Source organism: Nocardia sp. NPDC050710 (assembly GCF_040654375.1).
GTDB lineage: Bacteria > Actinomycetota > Actinomycetes > Mycobacteriales > Mycobacteriaceae > Nocardia.
The window spans coordinates 214201-231762 of record NZ_JBFAHV010000001.1; the positions used below are offsets into that span (position 1 = coordinate 214201).

Genomic DNA, 17562 nt, shown 5'->3' on the forward strand with positions numbered 1-17562 from the left:
ACGGCTGATTGTCACAGTGCGCGTGGAGGTTTCGGGTACCACTGTCCGGGAACAGCGGTGCTGGCCGCCACCGCCAGATAAGCGGGAATTCCGTCGGCGGCGGTCCAGACCCTTGATTCCCCGGATTCGGCGTCGACGCTGGTGATCAGCAATCCGCCGTGCGGCCAGCCGGATGAACCGACCAGGGATCGCATCTGCTCGCGCCGGGCCTCCTGCGAGCTGGTCGCCGCGGTGCGGGCCAGTTCTCCGATGCTGACGAGAATCGTGAATTTCGCCATCGCCGATATGCCGTAACCGCACCGACCGAGCCGCGGGCCCGACCGATCAGGCGATCGATCGAGCGGCCGTGCGGATCAGGTCCGCCGCGATATCGGGGTTGGAGACCGCGACCGCGTGTGAGCTGTTCACCTCGCGAATTTCCTTGGCGCCGAGACGCTGTGCCATGAAGCGCTGCGCGTCGGGGTGGATCGCGTGGTCTTCGGTGGAAACCAGATACCAGGACGGCAGCGACTTCCACGCGGGGTCCCCGGAAGGACCGCCGAACGCCGTTTCGGTGATCGGCCGCTGGGTCGCGGCCATGGTGGCCGCGCGGTCGGCCGGAACGTCTTGGGCGAAGACCTCCCGGAACCGCGCGGGATCGACGTAGAGATCGGTACCTGCCGCACCATCGGGAAGCGGGAATATGCGCGGGCTCAATGACTTTCCGATCAACGTTTCGGGGAAGCGCTGGCTGATTCCCAGTGCGCTTTCACCGGTGTCCGGGGCGAAGGCGGCGAGGTAGACCAGACCCCGCGCATTCGCGGCGTCCCGGGCCGCGTTGGTGATGATCGCTCCGCCATAGGAATGGCCGACCAAGAGAACCGGGCCCGGAATCGAGCGAACCACGCTCGCGATATATGCGGCATCTCCGGCCACGTCACGCAGTGGGTCGGCCGGTGCGATCGTGGGATACCCCTCGCGCTGAAGGGCGGCGATCACCCCATTCCAACTGCTGGCATCGGCGAAGGCACCGTGCACCAGGACCACGGTCGGCTTAGCGCTGGAATCCGGCGGAGCGGGCGGTTCCGGATCGGCGGCACAGGCGCTTGCGGTGAACACAACGCTGCCGGCGAGTGCGGCGCAGGCAGCGGAAAGATACCGGCGGATAAGGGTTTTGGGCATGAGTCGAATCCCCCATTCGAATAGAAAGACCGGTCGTTCTACCGGTTCACCGCACGGTACCCAGACCGGTCCGCACGTGTCAACGACCGTGCCGTTTATGCTGCGTGACATGGGAGTTTCCGACGCGGCCGCCGAGCCCGATCGATCACCGCGGGACAGGCTCGTCGCCGCTGCCGTGCGGCTCTTCTATGCCGACGGTATCCAGGCCATCGGCGTGGATCGGCTCATCGCCGAAGCAGGGGTCACCAAGGCCACCTTCTACCGCCACTTCCCGTCCAAGGACGACCTGGTGCTCGCCTATCTCGAACACGAGGATCTGGTGTTGCACAAGGTATTCGGCGCCAGCACCGCTGACCGCTCACCCGACGCGGCCATCGAGCACTTCTTCACCGGCATGGTCGCCCACTCCTGCGGCCCGGGCTTCCGCGGCTGCCCGTTCATCAATGCCGCCGCCGAATACCCGGACCCCGCGCACCCCGTCCGCCAGTTCGTCACCACCCACCGAACCTGGTTCCGTACGGCCCTCCATACCGTCCTCACCACCCTCGACCACCCCTCCCCTACCACCGCTGCCCGCCAGCTGGTGTTCCTGCGCGACGGCATCCTGATCGGCAGCTACCTCGACGACCCCGAAACCACCTTGCCCGCTGTGCGACAGACAATCCGAGACGTCCTCACGACGGGGTAGGTCTGGGTCGGGCTCACCGGATCCCCGTGAGCCGCGCAGCGAGGGGCGTACGGCAACTGAAGTGCTGGACGGGCACGCGCGGGAATGGAATGATTGCGGCATGCCCGAACTGCGAGAAGGCTCCGAACTTCGAAAGGGCAATGCCGCGTAAGCGGCCCGCCCAGCTCCGCGCGGACACGCTGACTCGGAGCAAGCTCAGAAGTGACAAGTCCGAACGATTTTCGCGAATACCCGATCTCTCACCCCATGGTCACGGGGTAATACGTCGCCTGGAGCGCACTCGCTTTCCGCCCGGCCGTGTGCAGGAGGCTCTGTACTACTGGCGCAGATTCGTCCGGATGCGCGGACGTCGGCTGTGGGTGTACACCTGCGCCGCATGGGAATGCTGTCCGGATTTCCACCTGGCCCGCGAAATTCTGGAGGTGGTCGCCCACCAGTTGGGTGGCCGCGATGCCCGCCGCTTCCGTGCGACCCTCGCCGTGCTCGACGAGCAATGGTGAAGCTGTCCGGCCCGCCGATGGCTCGGAACCCGAGCGGACACGCCGCCGATGCGAAGTCATCGGCGGCGCAAAGGAACGTTCGATTGGTGAATTACGGTGTGGAGTAACCGATCAGGGCTCCGATTCCGGCGCCGATCGGGATGGTGACGAGGGCGCCGACGCCGCCGAGGAAGAAACCGATCACGGCGCCGATACCCGCGCCGATGAGGGCGCCGATTCCGGCGTTGTACTGCTTGCGCGCAATGGTGTCGGAGGCCTCATCGATCGCCTGTGCGCTCCGCGCGGTGTCGGATTGCGGTGCGAGCGTGAGGGTTCGGCCGTAATTCCCGATCAGCGGGCTGAGCCCGATCGTGTTGCCCGCGGCCTGCATACCCAGCGGAAGAGTGAATACGACATTGCCCGCGGAGTCGGTGAGCGCGACCGAGCGGGCGTCGGGGCTCAATGTGAACCGCCCGGACGCCACGGTGGCGGTCACCGCGGTGCGGTCGGCGGTCGGCGCGACGACATAGCCGATGCCGTGCTCGACCCCTTGAATGCCGGCGTCGGGCACCGGCTGGGCTTGGACGGCACCAGCCGCGATGCCGGTGGCGCCGATGGCGAGTAGAGCAGTGGCGGCGAACTTGTTGGCTCTCATTGCTTTCCCCACATTCCGTCGGGGTATCCCGCCCCGACACTTCCCCTGAAGCCGGATCTCGGCCATTCCATTCTCACTCAGCCACCGATCCCCGCGGTCGGTTTTCCCTCACATCGCGCGAAAGGGTTGCGAGACAGCCGATCTGCCCGTGGAGCCGCGGCGGTACGGCTGCCACGGGTAGATCGTCTACTCGGCTACGGCCGCACCGGAACCGCTTCGGAATTCGGCTCATTCGCCGGGGGCGCCTCACCGCTCGCGCCGAACACCAACCCGTTCTTCCAGGCGCTGCGTTCCATGAGCCCGAAGACCGGGGTGGCGGCCATGGTGGTCACCATCGTCATGATGGCCAGGACCGTGTAGAGCGCCGGGGTGATCAGGCCCGAGGTGAGACCCACATTCAGCAGGATCAGCTCCATCAGGCCGCGCGCGTTCGCCAGTGCTCCCAGCGATCCCGCCTCCCGCCAGCTCATTCCTTGCCACCGCGCGGCCAGGCCCACCGCACCGAACTTGCCCACGTAGGAGACAACCAGGATCACCAGCAGCATCACCATGACCGACGGCTGGAACACCAGATCGAGATGGGTGTTGAGCCCGGCGAAGATGAAGAATGCGGGCAGCAGCAGGTAGGAGACGATCGGCTCGATCCGTTCCCGCATGGCATCCAGCAACTCACCGCGCGGCATCACCAGACCGACGACGAATGCGCCGAGCACCGAATGGATCCCGGCCCAGTCGGTGAGCCACGCGGAGGTGAGCAGCACGAGCAGCACGACGACGAGCGGCAGCACCGGGATGCCGCCCACGCGTTCCCCGGAGGTCCAGGTGTTCAACGGACGCAATAGCCGTCGTCCGACGATGATCATGAACAGCACGAATCCCAGACCACCGCCGAATGCGATCAGCGATCCGCTCATGTCGCCCTTCGCACTCGCCACCACTGTCGCCAGCAGCAGCCAGGCGCAAGCGTCGTCGAAGGCGGCCAACGACAGCGCCATGGTGCCGACCCTGGTGTTCTGCAAGCCCGAATCGTGAATGATCCAGGCCAGCACGGGAAATGCGGTGACCGACAGCGCGGCCGCCAGGAACAGCGCGCCTTGCCAGGTCGCTACCTTATCGGTGAAATAGTCGCCCTGCGAGACCAATAGCACGCCGAGGCCGCCACCGAGCAGGATCGGCACCCCGACACCGGTCACGGCCGTCGAACCCGCCACTCGCACATGTTCGGTGAGGATGTCGACCTTGAACGAGGATCCGACCAGGAACATGTAGAGGACTATGCCCAACTGGCCCACCACATAGATCACGGCGAGCGAGGGGTGTGGCACCGTGCCACCGTTCACCTGCACGGTGGAGGGAAACAACCAGTGCTGCGCGCTCGGCCATACGGCACCCAAAACCGAAGGGCCGAGCACGAATCCGGCCACCATGATGGCGACGACCTGTACCTGCCCCAACCGTTTGAAAACCAGCCACAGCAGCCGGTATACGGCCAGGATCACCAGCATCTGCACAAAAAAGCGCATGGACAGGTCGAGATAAGACGGCACGACGCCACCTCCTGTTGAAACGGCTACGCCGCTCGGTATTTCATGCCGCTACGCTGCGGGCGACGGGGGATAGATGGGGCATTCCTCCAGCAGGTCGAACGGCGCGAAGAGGTTCCAGTTCTTCTCCGCTCGCAGCCGGTTGACCAGCGGGTTGTCGCCCGTCCAGAAGTCGCCGCTGACCAGGCGCACATGGTATTTCGGGTCCAGATCCGCGGACATGTCCAGGATGACCTGGCCCATCACCGGCTGCCGGTCGTCGTAGACGGCGCAGATCAGGCGGTAGTAGGTCTCGTATCCTGTCTTGAAGAAGGCGCTGTAGAGGTCGATGGCCTCGGTCTCCTTCTTGAGTCCGTCCAGCGTGTCGGCCGTCATCTCGGCCGCCTTGCGTGCGGTGGCCAGCGCCAGCAGCACGCCGCCGGAGAACACCGGGTCGGTGAAGCTGCCCGCGTCACCGATCACGAAATAGCCGGGCCCGGCCAGCGTGTCGGTGTGGTATTCGAAGTTGCGCTCGCCCTTCAGCTCACGCACCACCGTGGTGCCGCGCAGCCGATCCACGATCCGCGGGATCCGCGCCAGGTGCTCGTCGAAGACCTTCTCCGGCCGATCGGACTGCAGGATCGACATCCGCGCCACCGCACCGATGCTGATCACATCGGACTTCAGCGGGATCCCCCACAGCCACCCGTCCTCGTGCACGCCGAGCTGGGTGTCACCCTCGACGCCCGGATTCATGCTCTCGTCGAGGTTGCCGAAGTGCTTGAAGACCGCGGCCATCTTGAGCCTGCTGTCGGAGACCCGCAGATTCAGCTTCTTGACGAGCACGCCGGCCCGCCCGGACGCATCCACGATGTATCGCGCACTGACGTGGTGGTTTTCGTCGTTGTGGGTGTAGGACACACCCTCGGCGCGGCCGTCGACGATATCGACGTCGGTGACGACAGCTTCTTCGAGGACGGTGACCCCGGGCTCCACCGTGGCGGCGTCGAGCAGCGTCTTGTCGAATTCGGCCCGCTCCACCTGGATGGCCCACGGCCGCCTGCCGTCACCGATCTCGCCGAAGTCGATGCGCCGCACGGCACCGCCGATGCCGGTGAGCTCGACGCCGGGCTTGAAGGCGTACGGCTTGGCCATGACCGCATCCAGCAGACCCATCTGCTCGAGGATCTCGGTCGTGTAGGGCAGGAACGACTCCCCGATGTGGAAGCGGGGGAAGGCGACCTTCTCCAACAGCAGCACCTGGTATCCGCGCCGCGCCAAGGTCAGCGCATAGCCGCAGCCCGCCGGGCCGCCACCGATGACGATCGCGTCGTAGTCGGGACTCTCCATTGTGGTTACTCCTTGGTCGATCCGGTTATCGGGAAAAACCGCTCAGCGGCTGAGGATTCGATGTAGCGCACGGGACAGTTCCGCGGTCGGGTCCGCGACCGCGCCCGTGCTGCGCCAGGCCACGTGCTGATCGGGTCGGACCAGAATCGCCCCGTCGTCGGCGATTTCGCGGGCAGCGGCCCACTCGCCCGGATCGGCCCATTCCGCGCCGGCGCCGATCCGCACGATGTGGATTCGCAGATCGAGTTCGGCGGCGACCGCGGCGGCGGCCTCCGCCCAGCCGACGCCGCCCGGACCCGCGATCAGCGTGAACGTGCCGACGCCGACCAGATCCAGGGTGGAGCGACGCGCCCCGGCGCCGCCGACCCAGGCGTGCGGCAGCCGATGTCCGGGTCGGGTGGTCGGAACGTAGACGTCACCCATCGGTTCCACCGGGGGCGCGGGGGTGCCGTCCGGCACCAGCGCACCGTCGGGATAGACCAGACCGAGCTCCAAATCGTGGGCCTGACAGTCGATTCGGTGGGTTCGGAACACCTCCGCCGCCCGCGCACGCGCCGTCGCCCCGCGCGGCGAATCCTCGAAGTAGGTGTTCAGCAGTGTCGGCCGCATCCACCGGGGCACCTGCGGGCTCAGACCCAGGGCATTCTCCGAGACGAGCTCGGAATTGGCGATGATGCCCACCGCCCAATCCAGATTCCGCCTGCCGACCGGCCTGCGCTCGGGTTCGTAGCTGTCCAGCAGTTCCGGGCCCGCCTCGCCGGATTCGACCGCGGCGATCTTCCACGCCAGATTGTGCGCGTCCTGGATGGCGGTATTGAGCCCGAGACCCGCCGCGGGCGGCAGCTTGTGCGCGGCATCTCCGGCCAGGAAGACCCGGCCGACCCGGTACTGCTGCGCGATCACCGCGTCGACATTCCAGTTGCTGACCTTGTGCAGGCGGATCCGCAGGTCCGGGGTCTGCAGGGTGTCGCGGATCCGGGCGAGCACGGCCTCGCGGTCGTGGCGCGCCGGATCATCCTCGGTCGTGGTGAAATGCAGGCCCCACTCCTCCGAGAAGCGGCCCCAGGTGGGACCCATCTCGACCAGCGTGGCGCCGGACAGCTCGGGCCTGGTGGGGTTGATGAAATAGGTGAGCAGCGCGCCATCGCGCTGCCAGCGCGACAGGTCCGCCGAGAAATGCACCGTGGTGACCTGATGGAACTTCGGCCAGCCCTCCATCCGCATCTTGAGTTTTGGGCCGATGGTGCGCCCGCCGTCCGCGGCGATCAGGTAGCGGGCCCGCACCGTCGAGGTCTCCCCCGCGGTATCGCGCACCGTGGCGAGGATGCCGTCGGCATCCTCGGTCCAGTCCATCAGCTCGACCCCGTAGCGCAGCCTGCCCGGCGCGCGATCCTCGGCGGCCTTGCGCAGCAACGGTTCCGATCGGATCTGGGGCAGATTGGTCGCCGCCACCGGGCTGGCGTTCGCGTAGCGGTCGTGCAGTTCCCCGCCGCCGAAGGCGTCCATTTCGTAGAGGACGCGCCCGTCGAAGGGCCCCTTGCCCGCCAGCGAAGTCTGCCAGCACACCTTGCCGAACTTCTCCAGCGGCGCGCCGACCGCCTCGAACAGATCGGCGATCCCGTGCTGCCGGAAGACTTCCATGGTGCGCTGATTCAGATAGTGCGCCTTGGGAAGTCGCGCGGTATCGGGCCGCTGTTCGATCAGCAGATGGTCGACACCGAGGTTGGACAGGAAGATCGACGCCGACAGGCCACAGCCGCCCGCCCCGACGATCAATACCGTCACATTCATTTCCGCCATATCTTCACCTCCGTCGCCGGACCGGGTCAGTGCCCGTGCCCGTCCTGGTGTTCGGGCAGGCGGGGTCCGACGGAGGTCGGCCCGTCCGGGTATGGGAAGGAACTCGGGATGCCGCCGTCGTGGCCGGGGACGTACTGCGCGGTGTTCAGCGAGCCGGTGATCGGCGTATCGCCGCCGGGTGTCAACCAGATATGCGCGTCCCAGGCCCGCGGATGGACCAATCCCGCCGGTTTCGGCAAGGCCAGTGGAATGCTGCCCGGATTCTGGCCGAGCCACTCCTCTTCCGGCGGTTGATGAATCATGTCGAAGTTCGGGAAAGCGTGCACACCCCGTTCGTGGAACGCCCAGTCGGTCGGGTACAGGCACAGGCCGTTCTCGATCGGGGTGATGCCCGGGGTGTACACCGCGCCGTAGAACCAGCCGACGAGCTCATACGGGAAGGTCGGCGTGTAGGGGTTGGTGAAATTGGGATTCGGGTTGAGCGACCGGTAGAACAGCCCGGTCGGCTGCCCGCTGGTGACGGCGTCGCGGATGACGGTGCCCGCGGTGATCCCGTCCAGCGAGCGCGCGATGATGTCGAGCGAACGCGGCAGGTCGAGCAGGCCGACGCCGACGTTCTCGTACTGCACCCAGCCGTGCGAATCCGGGCCCCAGCCGCCGAGCATCGCCAGCGCGACGACGTCGGCGGGACCGTTCAGAACTCGCAAGGGCCCGAGCCGATCCAGCACCCGCTGCTGGTCGGCGGCGAGCAGTGCGGCCCGCTCATCGGCGCCGCACTGCCGACCGGTCACCGGCGCCACGGCGGGCGGTTGGACCGCGGGGTCGGCGGTGGCGACCGGCGGTACGGCGACCGCGGCCACGGCGGCGACGGCGACCGCGCCCCTTTTGATTGCGTGGCGGACCCGCGAGGAGCCCCTGAGCTGTGTCATGTCGATCTCCCGTTCGGTCTCAGCGGTGAGTGGGCGGCATGGGCTGGTCGATGAACTCGAACAGTTCGTCGTCCCCGGCGGCGTCGAGGGTGTCCAGCACCTCGTCGATCTCACCGCCGCGCAACTGCCGCAAGAGTTCGTCGAGGCGAGTGGTGATGTCGGCCAGGTCGTTTCGATCGAGATCGGCGTTATCGCAGACCTCCGCCAGCGACTGGATGCGGGACCGGATCAGGCCCGCGGTGTCCTCGGCGGGCACGATCTCGTCACGGATATGGCGGGCCAGCGCCAGCGGCGTCGGATAGTCGAAGACCACGGTGGTGGTCAGCTTCAGCCCCGTCGCCCCCTTGAGCCGGTTGCGGAACTCCACCGCGCCGAGCGAATCGAATCCGAGATCGGTGAATGCCGCCTCGGCGCCGATCGCATCCGGGGAATCGTGCCCGAGCACCGCCGCGGCGTGTGCCCGAATCACATTGAGCACCAAGGTGTCCTGATCGGCTTGCGCCAATCCGGCCAGACTCGTCGCTAACTTGCCGGATTCGCCGGCGCCTTCGGATTCCGCGGCCCGCCGGGTGCCGCGCAGCAACCCGCGCAACGCGGGTGGCAGCGCATCGGCGGCCTGCGCACCCGCCGCCCGGATGGTGGCCACATCCAAACGCGCCGCCACCGTGAGCGATTGACCGTAGACCAGCGCGGCGTCCAGCATCGCGAGGCCGTCCTCGGTGCCTATCGGCTGCAGGCCGTCGCGGCGCATCCTGGCGAAGTCCTGCTCGTCCAGGTGGCCGGTGATCCCGCTCGCCTGTTCCCAGATGCCCCAGGCGATGGAGGTCGCCGCCAGGCCGAGGCGCTGGCGGTGCGCGGCCAGCGCGTCCAGGAATACGTTGGCGGCCGCGTAATTCGCCTGCCCGGGGCCACCGAGCACGCCGGCCACCGAGGAGTACAGGACGAATGCCGACAACTCCAGCTCCGCGGTGGCCCGATGCAGATTCCAGGCCGCGGTCGCCTTGGCGCGGAAGACCTTCTCGATCCGCTCCGGGGTGAGTTCGGTGAAGACCGCGTCGTCGATGACGCCCGCGGCATGCACCACCGCCGTCAGCGGATGGGCGGCCGGAATCGCGGCGAGCACGGCGGCCAGCGCCGTGGCATCCGCGGCGTCGCAGGCGGCGATCTCCACCTCGGCGCCGAGTCCGGCCAATTCCGCGGCGAGTTCCTCGGCGCCCGCTGCCGTGCGGCCGCTCCGGCTGAGCAGCAACAGGTTTCGGGCGCCGTGTGCGGTCACCAGATGCCGTGCGGCAGCCGCGCCGAGTACACCGGTGCCACCGGTGATCAGCACCGTCCCGGCCGGATCGATCGGATCGGGGATGGTCAGTACGTTCTTGCCGACGTGCCGGGCCTGGCTGAGGTAGCGGAAGGCCTCCGGCGCGCGCCGCAGATCCCACGGCGTCACCGGCAGCGGTTCCAGCACCCCCGACTCGAACAGCGCCAGCAGTTCGACCAGGATCTCGTGCAGACGTTGCGGACCCGCCTCCATCAGCACGAAGCCGCGGTACATGACGCCGGGATGGTCGGCAGCCACCTTCTCCGGGTCGCGGATGTCGGTCTGGCCCATTTCGATGAACCGGCCGCCGCGCGGTAGCAGTCGCAGCGACGCGTCCACGAAATCGCCTGCGAGCGAATCGAGTACGACGTCCACGCCGCGGCCGTCGGTGGCGGCCCTGAACTGCTCCTCGAAGTCGAGGGTGCGCGAGTTGGCGATGTGCTTATCGTCGAAACCCATCTGCCGCAGCGTGTCCCACTTCGGCAGGCTCGCCGTCGCGTAGACCTCCAGGCCGAAGTGGCGGGCCAACTGCGCGGTCGCCATACCGACACCACCGGTGGCCGCGTGCAACAGCAGCGACTCGCCCTCCCGCACCCCGGCCAGGTCGACCAGCGAGTAGTACGCGGTGGCGAAGACCGCGGGCACCGCGGCGGCCTGGGCGAAGGTCCAGCCCGTCGGCATCGGCACCACCATGGACTGATCGGAGACCACCGTCGAACCGATGCCGGCGAACAGACCCATCACCCGGTCGCCGGGTGCGAAATCGGTGACGTCCGAAGCCACGTCGACCACGACGCCCGCGCCCTCGCCGCCGATCGGCGCGCTCGGATCGGGGTACATGCCGAGCACGATCAGCACATCGCGGAAGTTCATGCCGGAGGCGCGCAGTTGCACCCGCACCTGCCCCGGCTCCAGCGGGCCCGGCTCCGGATCATCGTGCAGCACGATGTTGTCGCCGTTGAGCGTGCCCTTGCCGAGCGAGCCCAGCCGCCACGGCTTGACCCCGATCGACTCGGCCGAACCGACCGAATCGACGCCGGCGCGCCCGAGCCGCGGCACATGCGCCACCCCGCGTCGCACCACGACCTGCGGTTCGGTCTCCGAGACCAGCGCCGCGACCACCGCGGCCCGGTACTCGGCCGGATCGTCCACATCGACCACGACGAGCCGTTCCGGATTCTCCGCCTGGGCGCTGCGCAGCAGGCCCCACAGCGGTGCCGACGCGAGATCCGACACGTCCTCGCCGCCGTCCAGCGCGACCGCGCCGCTGGTGACCACCACGGTCGTCGCGGCCGCGGTGCGTTCATCGGCCCACAGCTCACCGATGGTGGTGAGCACGCTGGTCAGCCGGGCGCTCGCCGCCGTGGCATCGGCCTCGGACGCACCGAAGCTGCGCAGCACGATCGCTTCCGCGCCACCGGCGGCCCGGTAGCGTTCCAGCGAATCCGCCTGCCCCACACCGTAATCCAGAGCCTCCCAGGATCCGCCGTCCTCGACGCGCGGCTGGGCCACCCAGTTCAGCGCATACAGCCCCTCCGCGCCCGCGGACTTGGCCGCCGCACCGAGCTGGTCCATGCTGATCGCGCGCAGCGACAGCGCGTCCACCCTGGCCACCAGCGACCCGGTGCCGTCGGCCACCGTCACCGCGAGCCGGTCCGGCCCCGCCGGTGTCAGCCGAACGCGCAATGCCGTGGCGCCCACGGCGAAGACCGATACGCCCTCCCAGGCGAAGGGCAGTTTGACCTGTGAGGTGTCACCGCCGGTGCCCGCGTCCACCGCCATCGCGTGCAACGCGGCATCCAGCAGCGCCGGATGCACCCCGAATTCCGCCGCCGCGGCCCTGGCCTGTTCCGGCAATTCCACCTCGGCGAACAGATCCGCATCACGCCGCCACAGCGCGGTCAGACCGCGGAAGGTCGGGCCGTAGCCGTATCCGGCCTCGGCCAACTGCTCGTAGGCATCGCTCACGTCGACGGCGACCGCACCCTGCGGCGGCCAAGCCGCGAACTGCTCGTCGGATCCGGAATCGGTAGCGGCGGTGAGCACACCGGTGGCGTGGCAGGTCCACGTGACGGACTCGTCGAGTTCCTCGCCGCCGAGCGGGCGCGAGTAGATGGCGAACGAACGGTCCGCGGTCTCACCACTCGGTCCGCCGACCACCAATTGCACCGTCACCCCGCCCTGGGCGGGCAATACCAGCGGAGCCTGCAACACCAGCTCCGCGACCCGCGGGCAGTCCGCCACCTCCCCGGCGTGCACCGCCAGTTCGACCAGCGCGGTACCCGGCACCAGCACGCTGTCACCGACCACGTGATCGGCCAGCCAGGGGTGCGAGGACAGCGCCAACCGGCCGGTCAGCAAGATCCCGTCCCCCTCGGCCAGCGCGATCGTCGCGCCGAGCAACGGGTGCCCCGCGCTGCGCAGGCCGACGGCACCGAGATTGCCCAGGCCCTCGGGCTTGTCCAACCAGAACCGCCTGCGCTGGAAGGCGTAGGTGGGCAGATCCACCGGCGTCACCGCGACCCCGGCCAGGGCCGCGCTCCAATCGACCGGGGTACCCGCCGCGTGCACGGTCGCCAATGCGGTCAGGAAGGCCAGGGGCTCTTCGAGTTTCGGGTGCAACGCGGGTGCGGCGGTGACGGTGTCGAGGTCGTCCTCGGCGATGCTGTCCCGGGTGAGTGCGGTCAGCGTGGTACCGGGACCAGCCTCCAGGAATACGCTCGCGCCATGTTTGCGCGCCGCCCGAACTCCCGCCAGATACCGGACCGGTTCGCGCACATGACGCACCCAGTAGCCAGGCGTGCACAGCTGCGCCGGATCGGCCAGCTCGCCGGTCAGATTCGACACGATCGGGATGGTCGGCGGGTGGTAGGTCAGGCCCGCGCACACACCCTCGAAGTCGGCCAGGATCGGGTCCATCCGCGGCGAGTGGAAGGCATGGCTGACCCGCAGCCGCTTGGTGGCGTGCCCGCGCGCGGCCAATTCGGCCGCTACCTCGTCCACCGCATCCTCGTCACCGGAGACCACCACAGTCGCCGGACCGTTGATCGCGGCGATCGCGATCCGGCCCGCTCTGCCCTCGAGCAGCGGGAGCACCTCGTCCTCACCCGCGGGTACCGAGAGCATCGCGCCGCCCTCCGGCAGCGCCTGCATCAGCAGGCCGCGCGCGGCAACGAGTTTCGCCGCATCGGCGAGCGACCAGACCCCGGCCAAGTAGGCGGCGGTCAGCTCGCCGATGGAGTGACCCATCAGCAGATCCGCCCGCACACCATAGGATTCGGCCAACCGGTAGAGGGCAACCTCGATCGCGAACAGCGAGGCCTGGGTGTAGGCGGTCTGCCCCAGCTGCGCGGCCTGCGGCGAATCCGGTTCGGCGAAAACGACATCACGGATCGAGGCGCCGAAATGCCGGTCCAGCTCGGCGCACACCTCGTCGAACGCGGTCGCGAATGCCGGGTACCGCGCGTACAGCTCACGGCCCATGCCGGTCCGCTGCGCGCCCTGTCCCGGGAACAGCACCGCCGTCTTGACGCCGGGAACGGCACTGCCCCGAATAACGGTGGGCGAGGTGCGGTCCGCGGCCAGCACATCGAGCGCGGTCAGCAGCTCATCCCGATCGGCGCCGAGTAGCACCGCGCGGTGGGAGAACCGCGCCCGGCCGACGGCCAGGGTGTGACTCACATCGGTGGCCCCGGCCTCCGGATATTCGCGCAGGAAGTCCACCAGCCGTTGCGCCTGTTCGGTCACCGCCGCCTCGCTGGTGCCCGACAGCACCCACGGAACGACCGACGGAACAACCGAAGGCATTGTCTCCGTGGGCATTTCCTCGCCCGACTCATCGGCGGGCGCATCGCTGTCGTCGGCCTGCTCGAGGATCACGTGCGCATTCGTTCCGCTGATGCCGAATGCGGAGACCCCGGCCCGGCGCGGCCTGCCGTTACGCGGCCACGGCTGCGCCTCGGTCGCCAGCCGCACCGCACCCGTGGTCCAATCCACGTGCGGCGACGGCTCATCCACGTGCAGGGTCGGCGGCACCAGCTCGTGCTGCATCGCCATCACCATCTTGATGACGCCCGCCACGCCGGCGGCGGCGCTGGTATGACCCATATTCGACTTCACCGAACCCAGCCACAGCGGCACCTCACGCCCGCGGCCGTAGGTCGCGAGCAGCGCCTGCGCCTCGATCGGGTCGCCGAGCGAGGTTCCGGTACCGTGCGCCTCCACCACATCGACCTGATCGGCGGTGACCCGCGCATTGTTCAGCGCCTGTTCGATCACCCGGCGTTGGGAGGGACCATTGGGGGCGGTCAGTCCGTTGGACGCACCGTCCTGGTTCACCGCGGAACCGCGCAGCGTGGCCAGCACGCGGTGGCCGTTCCGCTTGGCGTCCGAAAGCCTTTCCAGCACCAGCATTCCCACGCCCTCGGCCCAGGTGGTGCCATTGGCGGCGGCGGAGAAGGGCTTGGCCCGGCCGTCCGGGGAGATGACGCGCTGGCGGGAGAAGGCGATGAACGCCTCGGGCGTCGGCATCACCGTCACACCACCGGCCAGGGCCAGCGAGCACTCGCCGAGACGCAGCGCGCGTGCGGCATCGTGCATCGCCACCAGCGAGGACGAACAGGCGGTATCGATCGAGACGGCGGGACCCTCCAGCCCGAGCGCGTAGGCCACCCGGCCGGACGCGACGCTGGAAGTGCGGCCCGTCATCAGTAGGCCCGCCAGACCGCTACGATCCTCGGCGATGGTCGGGCCGTACATCACCTCGATGATGCCCGCGAAGACACCGGTCTGGGTGCCGCGCAGCGTCGTCGGGTCGATGCCCGCCCGCTCCAGCGCCTCCCAGGAAACCTCGAGCAGCTGACGCTGCTGGGGTTCCATGGCCAGCGCCTCCTTGGGGCTGATCCCGAAGAAGGCGGCATCGAAATCCGCTGCGCCCTCGAGGAATCCGCCCGATCGGGAGTACGAGGTACCCTCGTGATCCGGATCCGGGTTGTACAGATTCTCGACATCCCAGCCGCGGTCTTCCGGGAACTCCGTAATGGCATCCCGCCCCTCGGCCACCATCGCCCACAGATCCTCCGCCGAGCGCACGCCGCCTGGGTAGCGGCATGCCATGCCGACTATCGCGATCGGCTCCGAAGCCTTGGCCTCGACCTCCTGCAGACGCTGACGCGTCCGATGCAGATCTATCGCCGCCCGCTTCAGATAGCTGCGGAGTTCTTCCTCAGTCGCCATGCACGTCTCCCGAACTAGCGCTGGATCGGCAAATCGCCGTGCTGCCTCGCAGCGACGAAAACCGTTACCGTTGACCGGCTTCCATGGTCACCAGTGGGCCCGATCGGCGGTAACCCCTAGCTGGCCCCTATCCCGACAATGGGTACGGACAGTTCCGCGCAGACCGGCTTATACTCCCCCACAGCATCATTCGCGATTTTCGGAGCTCCGTCGCGAGCATTCATCAGCAGTTAGGTGCCAAAGATGAAGTACTGGTTCAATTCACGTGGCCTGCGGACGTCGATACACAAATCGCGTATCGCACTGTCCGCGATCGCGGTGGCCGCGGGAATGGTGGCGGGGTCGGCGACCACAATTGCCGCACCGCCGGATTCGGGGTGCGGCGCATCGCGCTGGGTGGGCAGTTGGCTGATGGCGCCCTCGGATTCCTTACCGCTCGGGGACCTCGCGTTCACCCCCACCGCGGCGGTGTACAACCAGACCTACCGGATTGTGCTGACACCGCATCTGGGCGGTTCGACACTGCGGCTGCACCTGTCCGCCCGGCAAAGCCCGCTGCCGTTCACCTTCGCCTCGGTTACCGTGGCCAAGCAGCAGGACGGACCGGCGATCCAGCCGGACACGATCAGGAAGGTGACCTTCGGCGGCTCCGACTCGGTCACAGCCGCGGCCGGATCAGACCTGGTCAGCGACCCGATCGCGCTCGACTTCGAGGCCTTCGAGCCGTTGGCGGTCAGCATCTACGTGCCCGGTATGTCGATCATGCCCACCGAGAATGTGGTCGGCCTGTCCACCAGCTACTACGGCGCGCCGGGCTCCGGTGATCACGCCTACGATGCCGACGGCGCGGCGTTGACGCTGCACACCACGAGCGTGCTCTTCGCCACCGGCATGGATGTGCTCGCCCCCGCCGAATACTCCAGTGTGATCGCCATGGGCGATTCCATCACCACCGGATATGCCGGCGCTTCGTATTACGAAGGACCGCAGGATCCCGCGATTGTCGACCGGAATCTGCGTTACATGGATTTTCTGCAGCGCCGGTTCGACGCCTCCGGCACACCGATGGTCGCATTGCATTCGGCCATCTGGGGAAATCGGGTGATACGCAATGCCACAATTCCGCACACCGGGCCCGGAGCAGGCACCCGGCTACAGAAAGACGTCATCGATACCGCCGGGGTCTCCGATGTGATTATCGCCTCCGGCACCAACGATCTCGCATTTCCGCCGGCACCGACGGTCGAGCAGTTGAGCGCGGCCTATATCGAATTGATCGACCGTCTGCACGCCGCGGGGATCAGGGTGCACCTCGCGACGATTCCGCCCTCGGTGCGCTCGTGGATCGCGGGCGGGCTGGCACCGTTCGCCGACCCGGCGCGTCAGCAGGTCAACGCCTGGATTCGCAGCCAAACCTACTCCGATACCGTGATCGACTTCGACGCCGTCCTCCGTGATCCGAACGACCCCGCGGCGCAGCGCGCCGATCTCGTCTCGCCCACCCTGGTGCACCCCAACCCGGCGGGCCATCGGGCCATGGCCGAGGCCATCGACATCGCGACCCTCCAGGGGTCGCGATGCCGATGAACCCGTTGTCCTAGAGGCGATCCCGGGCGGCTGCCTGCTTGCGGAACACCGGTGACATCCGCAGCGCCATCCGCCCGGCAAAGCCCGGCGAGAGCTGGGTCGTCGCGAACATCGACCGGACCGGCATGCCCATATCGAGCACCTCGGCCCGGTCCTTCAGGATCGCGCCGACGATCTTGCCCGAGATCCTGTCCACGGTCGTGGAGCCCAGCAGCTTGCTGGCCTCCACCCCCTGGTCGACCCAGGCCTGGTACATGCCGTCGCCCTTGACGAATCCCGGCAGCACCACCGAGAACCCGATCGGCGACCGGTGGTACTCCGCGCGCAGCGACTGCGACAGCGAGAGCAGGCCCGCCTTGGTCGCGGCATAGGGAGCCTGGTAGGCGGGCGCGATCTTGGCGGCGCCGGTGGAGACGAAGACGACGTGGCCGCGCTCCCGCTCCACCATGCCCGGCAGCACCCGCCGGGTCAGCAGCATGGGCGCCACCAGGTTCACATCCGTCATCCAGCGCAGTTCGTCGGGCGTGTATCCGGCGAAGGCCGAGGCCAATTCGGCCCCGGCATTGTTGATCAGGATGTCGACCGGTCCCAGCGCCCGCTCCGTCTTGTCGACCAGGTCGTCGAGTTCGCCCAATCGAGCCAGATCGCCCACGATCGGCTCGGCCTTCACACCGGTCTCGCGCAGTTCGTTCGCGAGCGCCTCGAGTACATCGGCGCGCCTGCCCGCTACCGCGACATTGGCGCCCGCGGCCGCGAGGCGGCGCGCCACCCGGTGGCCGATCCCGCCGGACGCACCGGTCAGGAGCACGGTCCGTTCCTTCAGATCCTTCACTATTCCTC

General features: G+C 68.1%; 12 protein-coding genes. 3 read left to right on the forward strand and 9 right to left on the reverse strand.

The window, feature by feature from the left end; genetic code table 11:
• Positions 1 to 11: 11 nt before the first annotated feature.
• Both AB0H61_RS00915 and AB0H61_RS00920 read right to left on the reverse strand, forming a co-directional pair.
• The gene (locus AB0H61_RS00915; protein WP_357297611.1) at positions 12 to 278 is read right to left on the reverse strand and encodes a hypothetical protein; all 267 of its coding nucleotides are present in this window, start codon (positions 276 to 278) and stop codon (positions 12 to 14) included.
• Between the two features lie 46 nt (positions 279 to 324).
• On the reverse strand, positions 325 to 1161 hold the full coding sequence (locus tag AB0H61_RS00920) for an alpha/beta hydrolase (protein ID WP_357297613.1): 837 nt from the start codon (positions 1159 to 1161) through the stop codon (positions 325 to 327).
• A 109-nt stretch (positions 1162 to 1270) separates the two neighbouring features.
• Between AB0H61_RS00920 and AB0H61_RS00925 the strand changes: the two genes are divergently transcribed.
• Together AB0H61_RS00925 and AB0H61_RS00930 are read left to right on the forward strand one after the other, a co-directional pair.
• On the forward strand, positions 1271 to 1849 hold the full coding sequence (locus AB0H61_RS00925; protein WP_357297615.1) for a TetR/AcrR family transcriptional regulator: 579 nt from the start codon (positions 1271 to 1273) through the stop codon (positions 1847 to 1849).
• 299 nt (positions 1850 to 2148) lie between these two features.
• Entirely contained in the window at positions 2149 to 2349 is a 201-nt protein-coding gene (locus AB0H61_RS00930; RefSeq protein WP_357297618.1) for a hypothetical protein, read from the forward strand.
• 91 nt (positions 2350 to 2440) lie between these two features.
• Here AB0H61_RS00930 and AB0H61_RS00935 read toward each other — a convergent pair whose 3' ends face one another.
• From AB0H61_RS00935 to AB0H61_RS00960, 6 genes are all read right to left on the reverse strand, one after another.
• Positions 2441 to 2983, reverse strand: coding sequence for a hypothetical protein (locus AB0H61_RS00935; RefSeq protein ID WP_357297621.1), 543 nt, complete (start codon positions 2981 to 2983; stop codon positions 2441 to 2443).
• A 194-nt stretch (positions 2984 to 3177) separates the two neighbouring features.
• Complete coding sequence (locus tag AB0H61_RS00940) at positions 3178 to 4530, reverse strand: cation:proton antiporter (protein WP_357297623.1); 1353 nt, start codon at positions 4528 to 4530, stop codon at positions 3178 to 3180.
• Positions 4531 to 4578: 48 nt separating this feature from the next.
• A complete protein-coding gene (locus AB0H61_RS00945) occupies positions 4579 to 5856 on the reverse strand; it encodes an NAD(P)/FAD-dependent oxidoreductase (protein ID WP_357297625.1) in 1278 nt (425 codons plus the stop codon).
• A gap of 42 nt (positions 5857 to 5898) precedes the next feature.
• Positions 5899 to 7656, reverse strand: a complete 1758-nt coding sequence (locus AB0H61_RS00950; protein WP_357297626.1) for an FAD-dependent monooxygenase — start codon at positions 7654 to 7656, stop codon at positions 5899 to 5901.
• A gap of 26 nt (positions 7657 to 7682) precedes the next feature.
• Positions 7683 to 8585, reverse strand: a complete 903-nt coding sequence (locus tag AB0H61_RS00955) for a hypothetical protein (RefSeq protein ID WP_357297629.1) — start codon at positions 8583 to 8585, stop codon at positions 7683 to 7685.
• Positions 8586 to 8604: 19 nt separating this feature from the next.
• Entirely contained in the window at positions 8605 to 15135 is a 6531-nt protein-coding gene (locus AB0H61_RS00960; protein ID WP_357297630.1) for a type I polyketide synthase, read from the reverse strand.
• Between the two features lie 243 nt (positions 15136 to 15378).
• On the opposite strand from AB0H61_RS00960, the gene AB0H61_RS00965 reads away from it, so the two are divergent.
• Positions 15379 to 16722, forward strand: coding sequence for a GDSL-type esterase/lipase family protein (locus AB0H61_RS00965; protein WP_357297631.1), 1344 nt, complete (start codon positions 15379 to 15381; stop codon positions 16720 to 16722).
• 10 nt (positions 16723 to 16732) lie between these two features.
• Here the strand turns inward: AB0H61_RS00965 and AB0H61_RS00970 are convergent, their stop codons facing one another.
• Positions 16733 to 17554: an SDR family NAD(P)-dependent oxidoreductase gene (locus AB0H61_RS00970; protein ID WP_357297633.1), complete on the reverse strand. Its 822-nt coding sequence runs from the start codon at positions 17552 to 17554 to the stop codon at positions 16733 to 16735.
• Positions 17555 to 17562 lie beyond the last annotated feature (8 nt).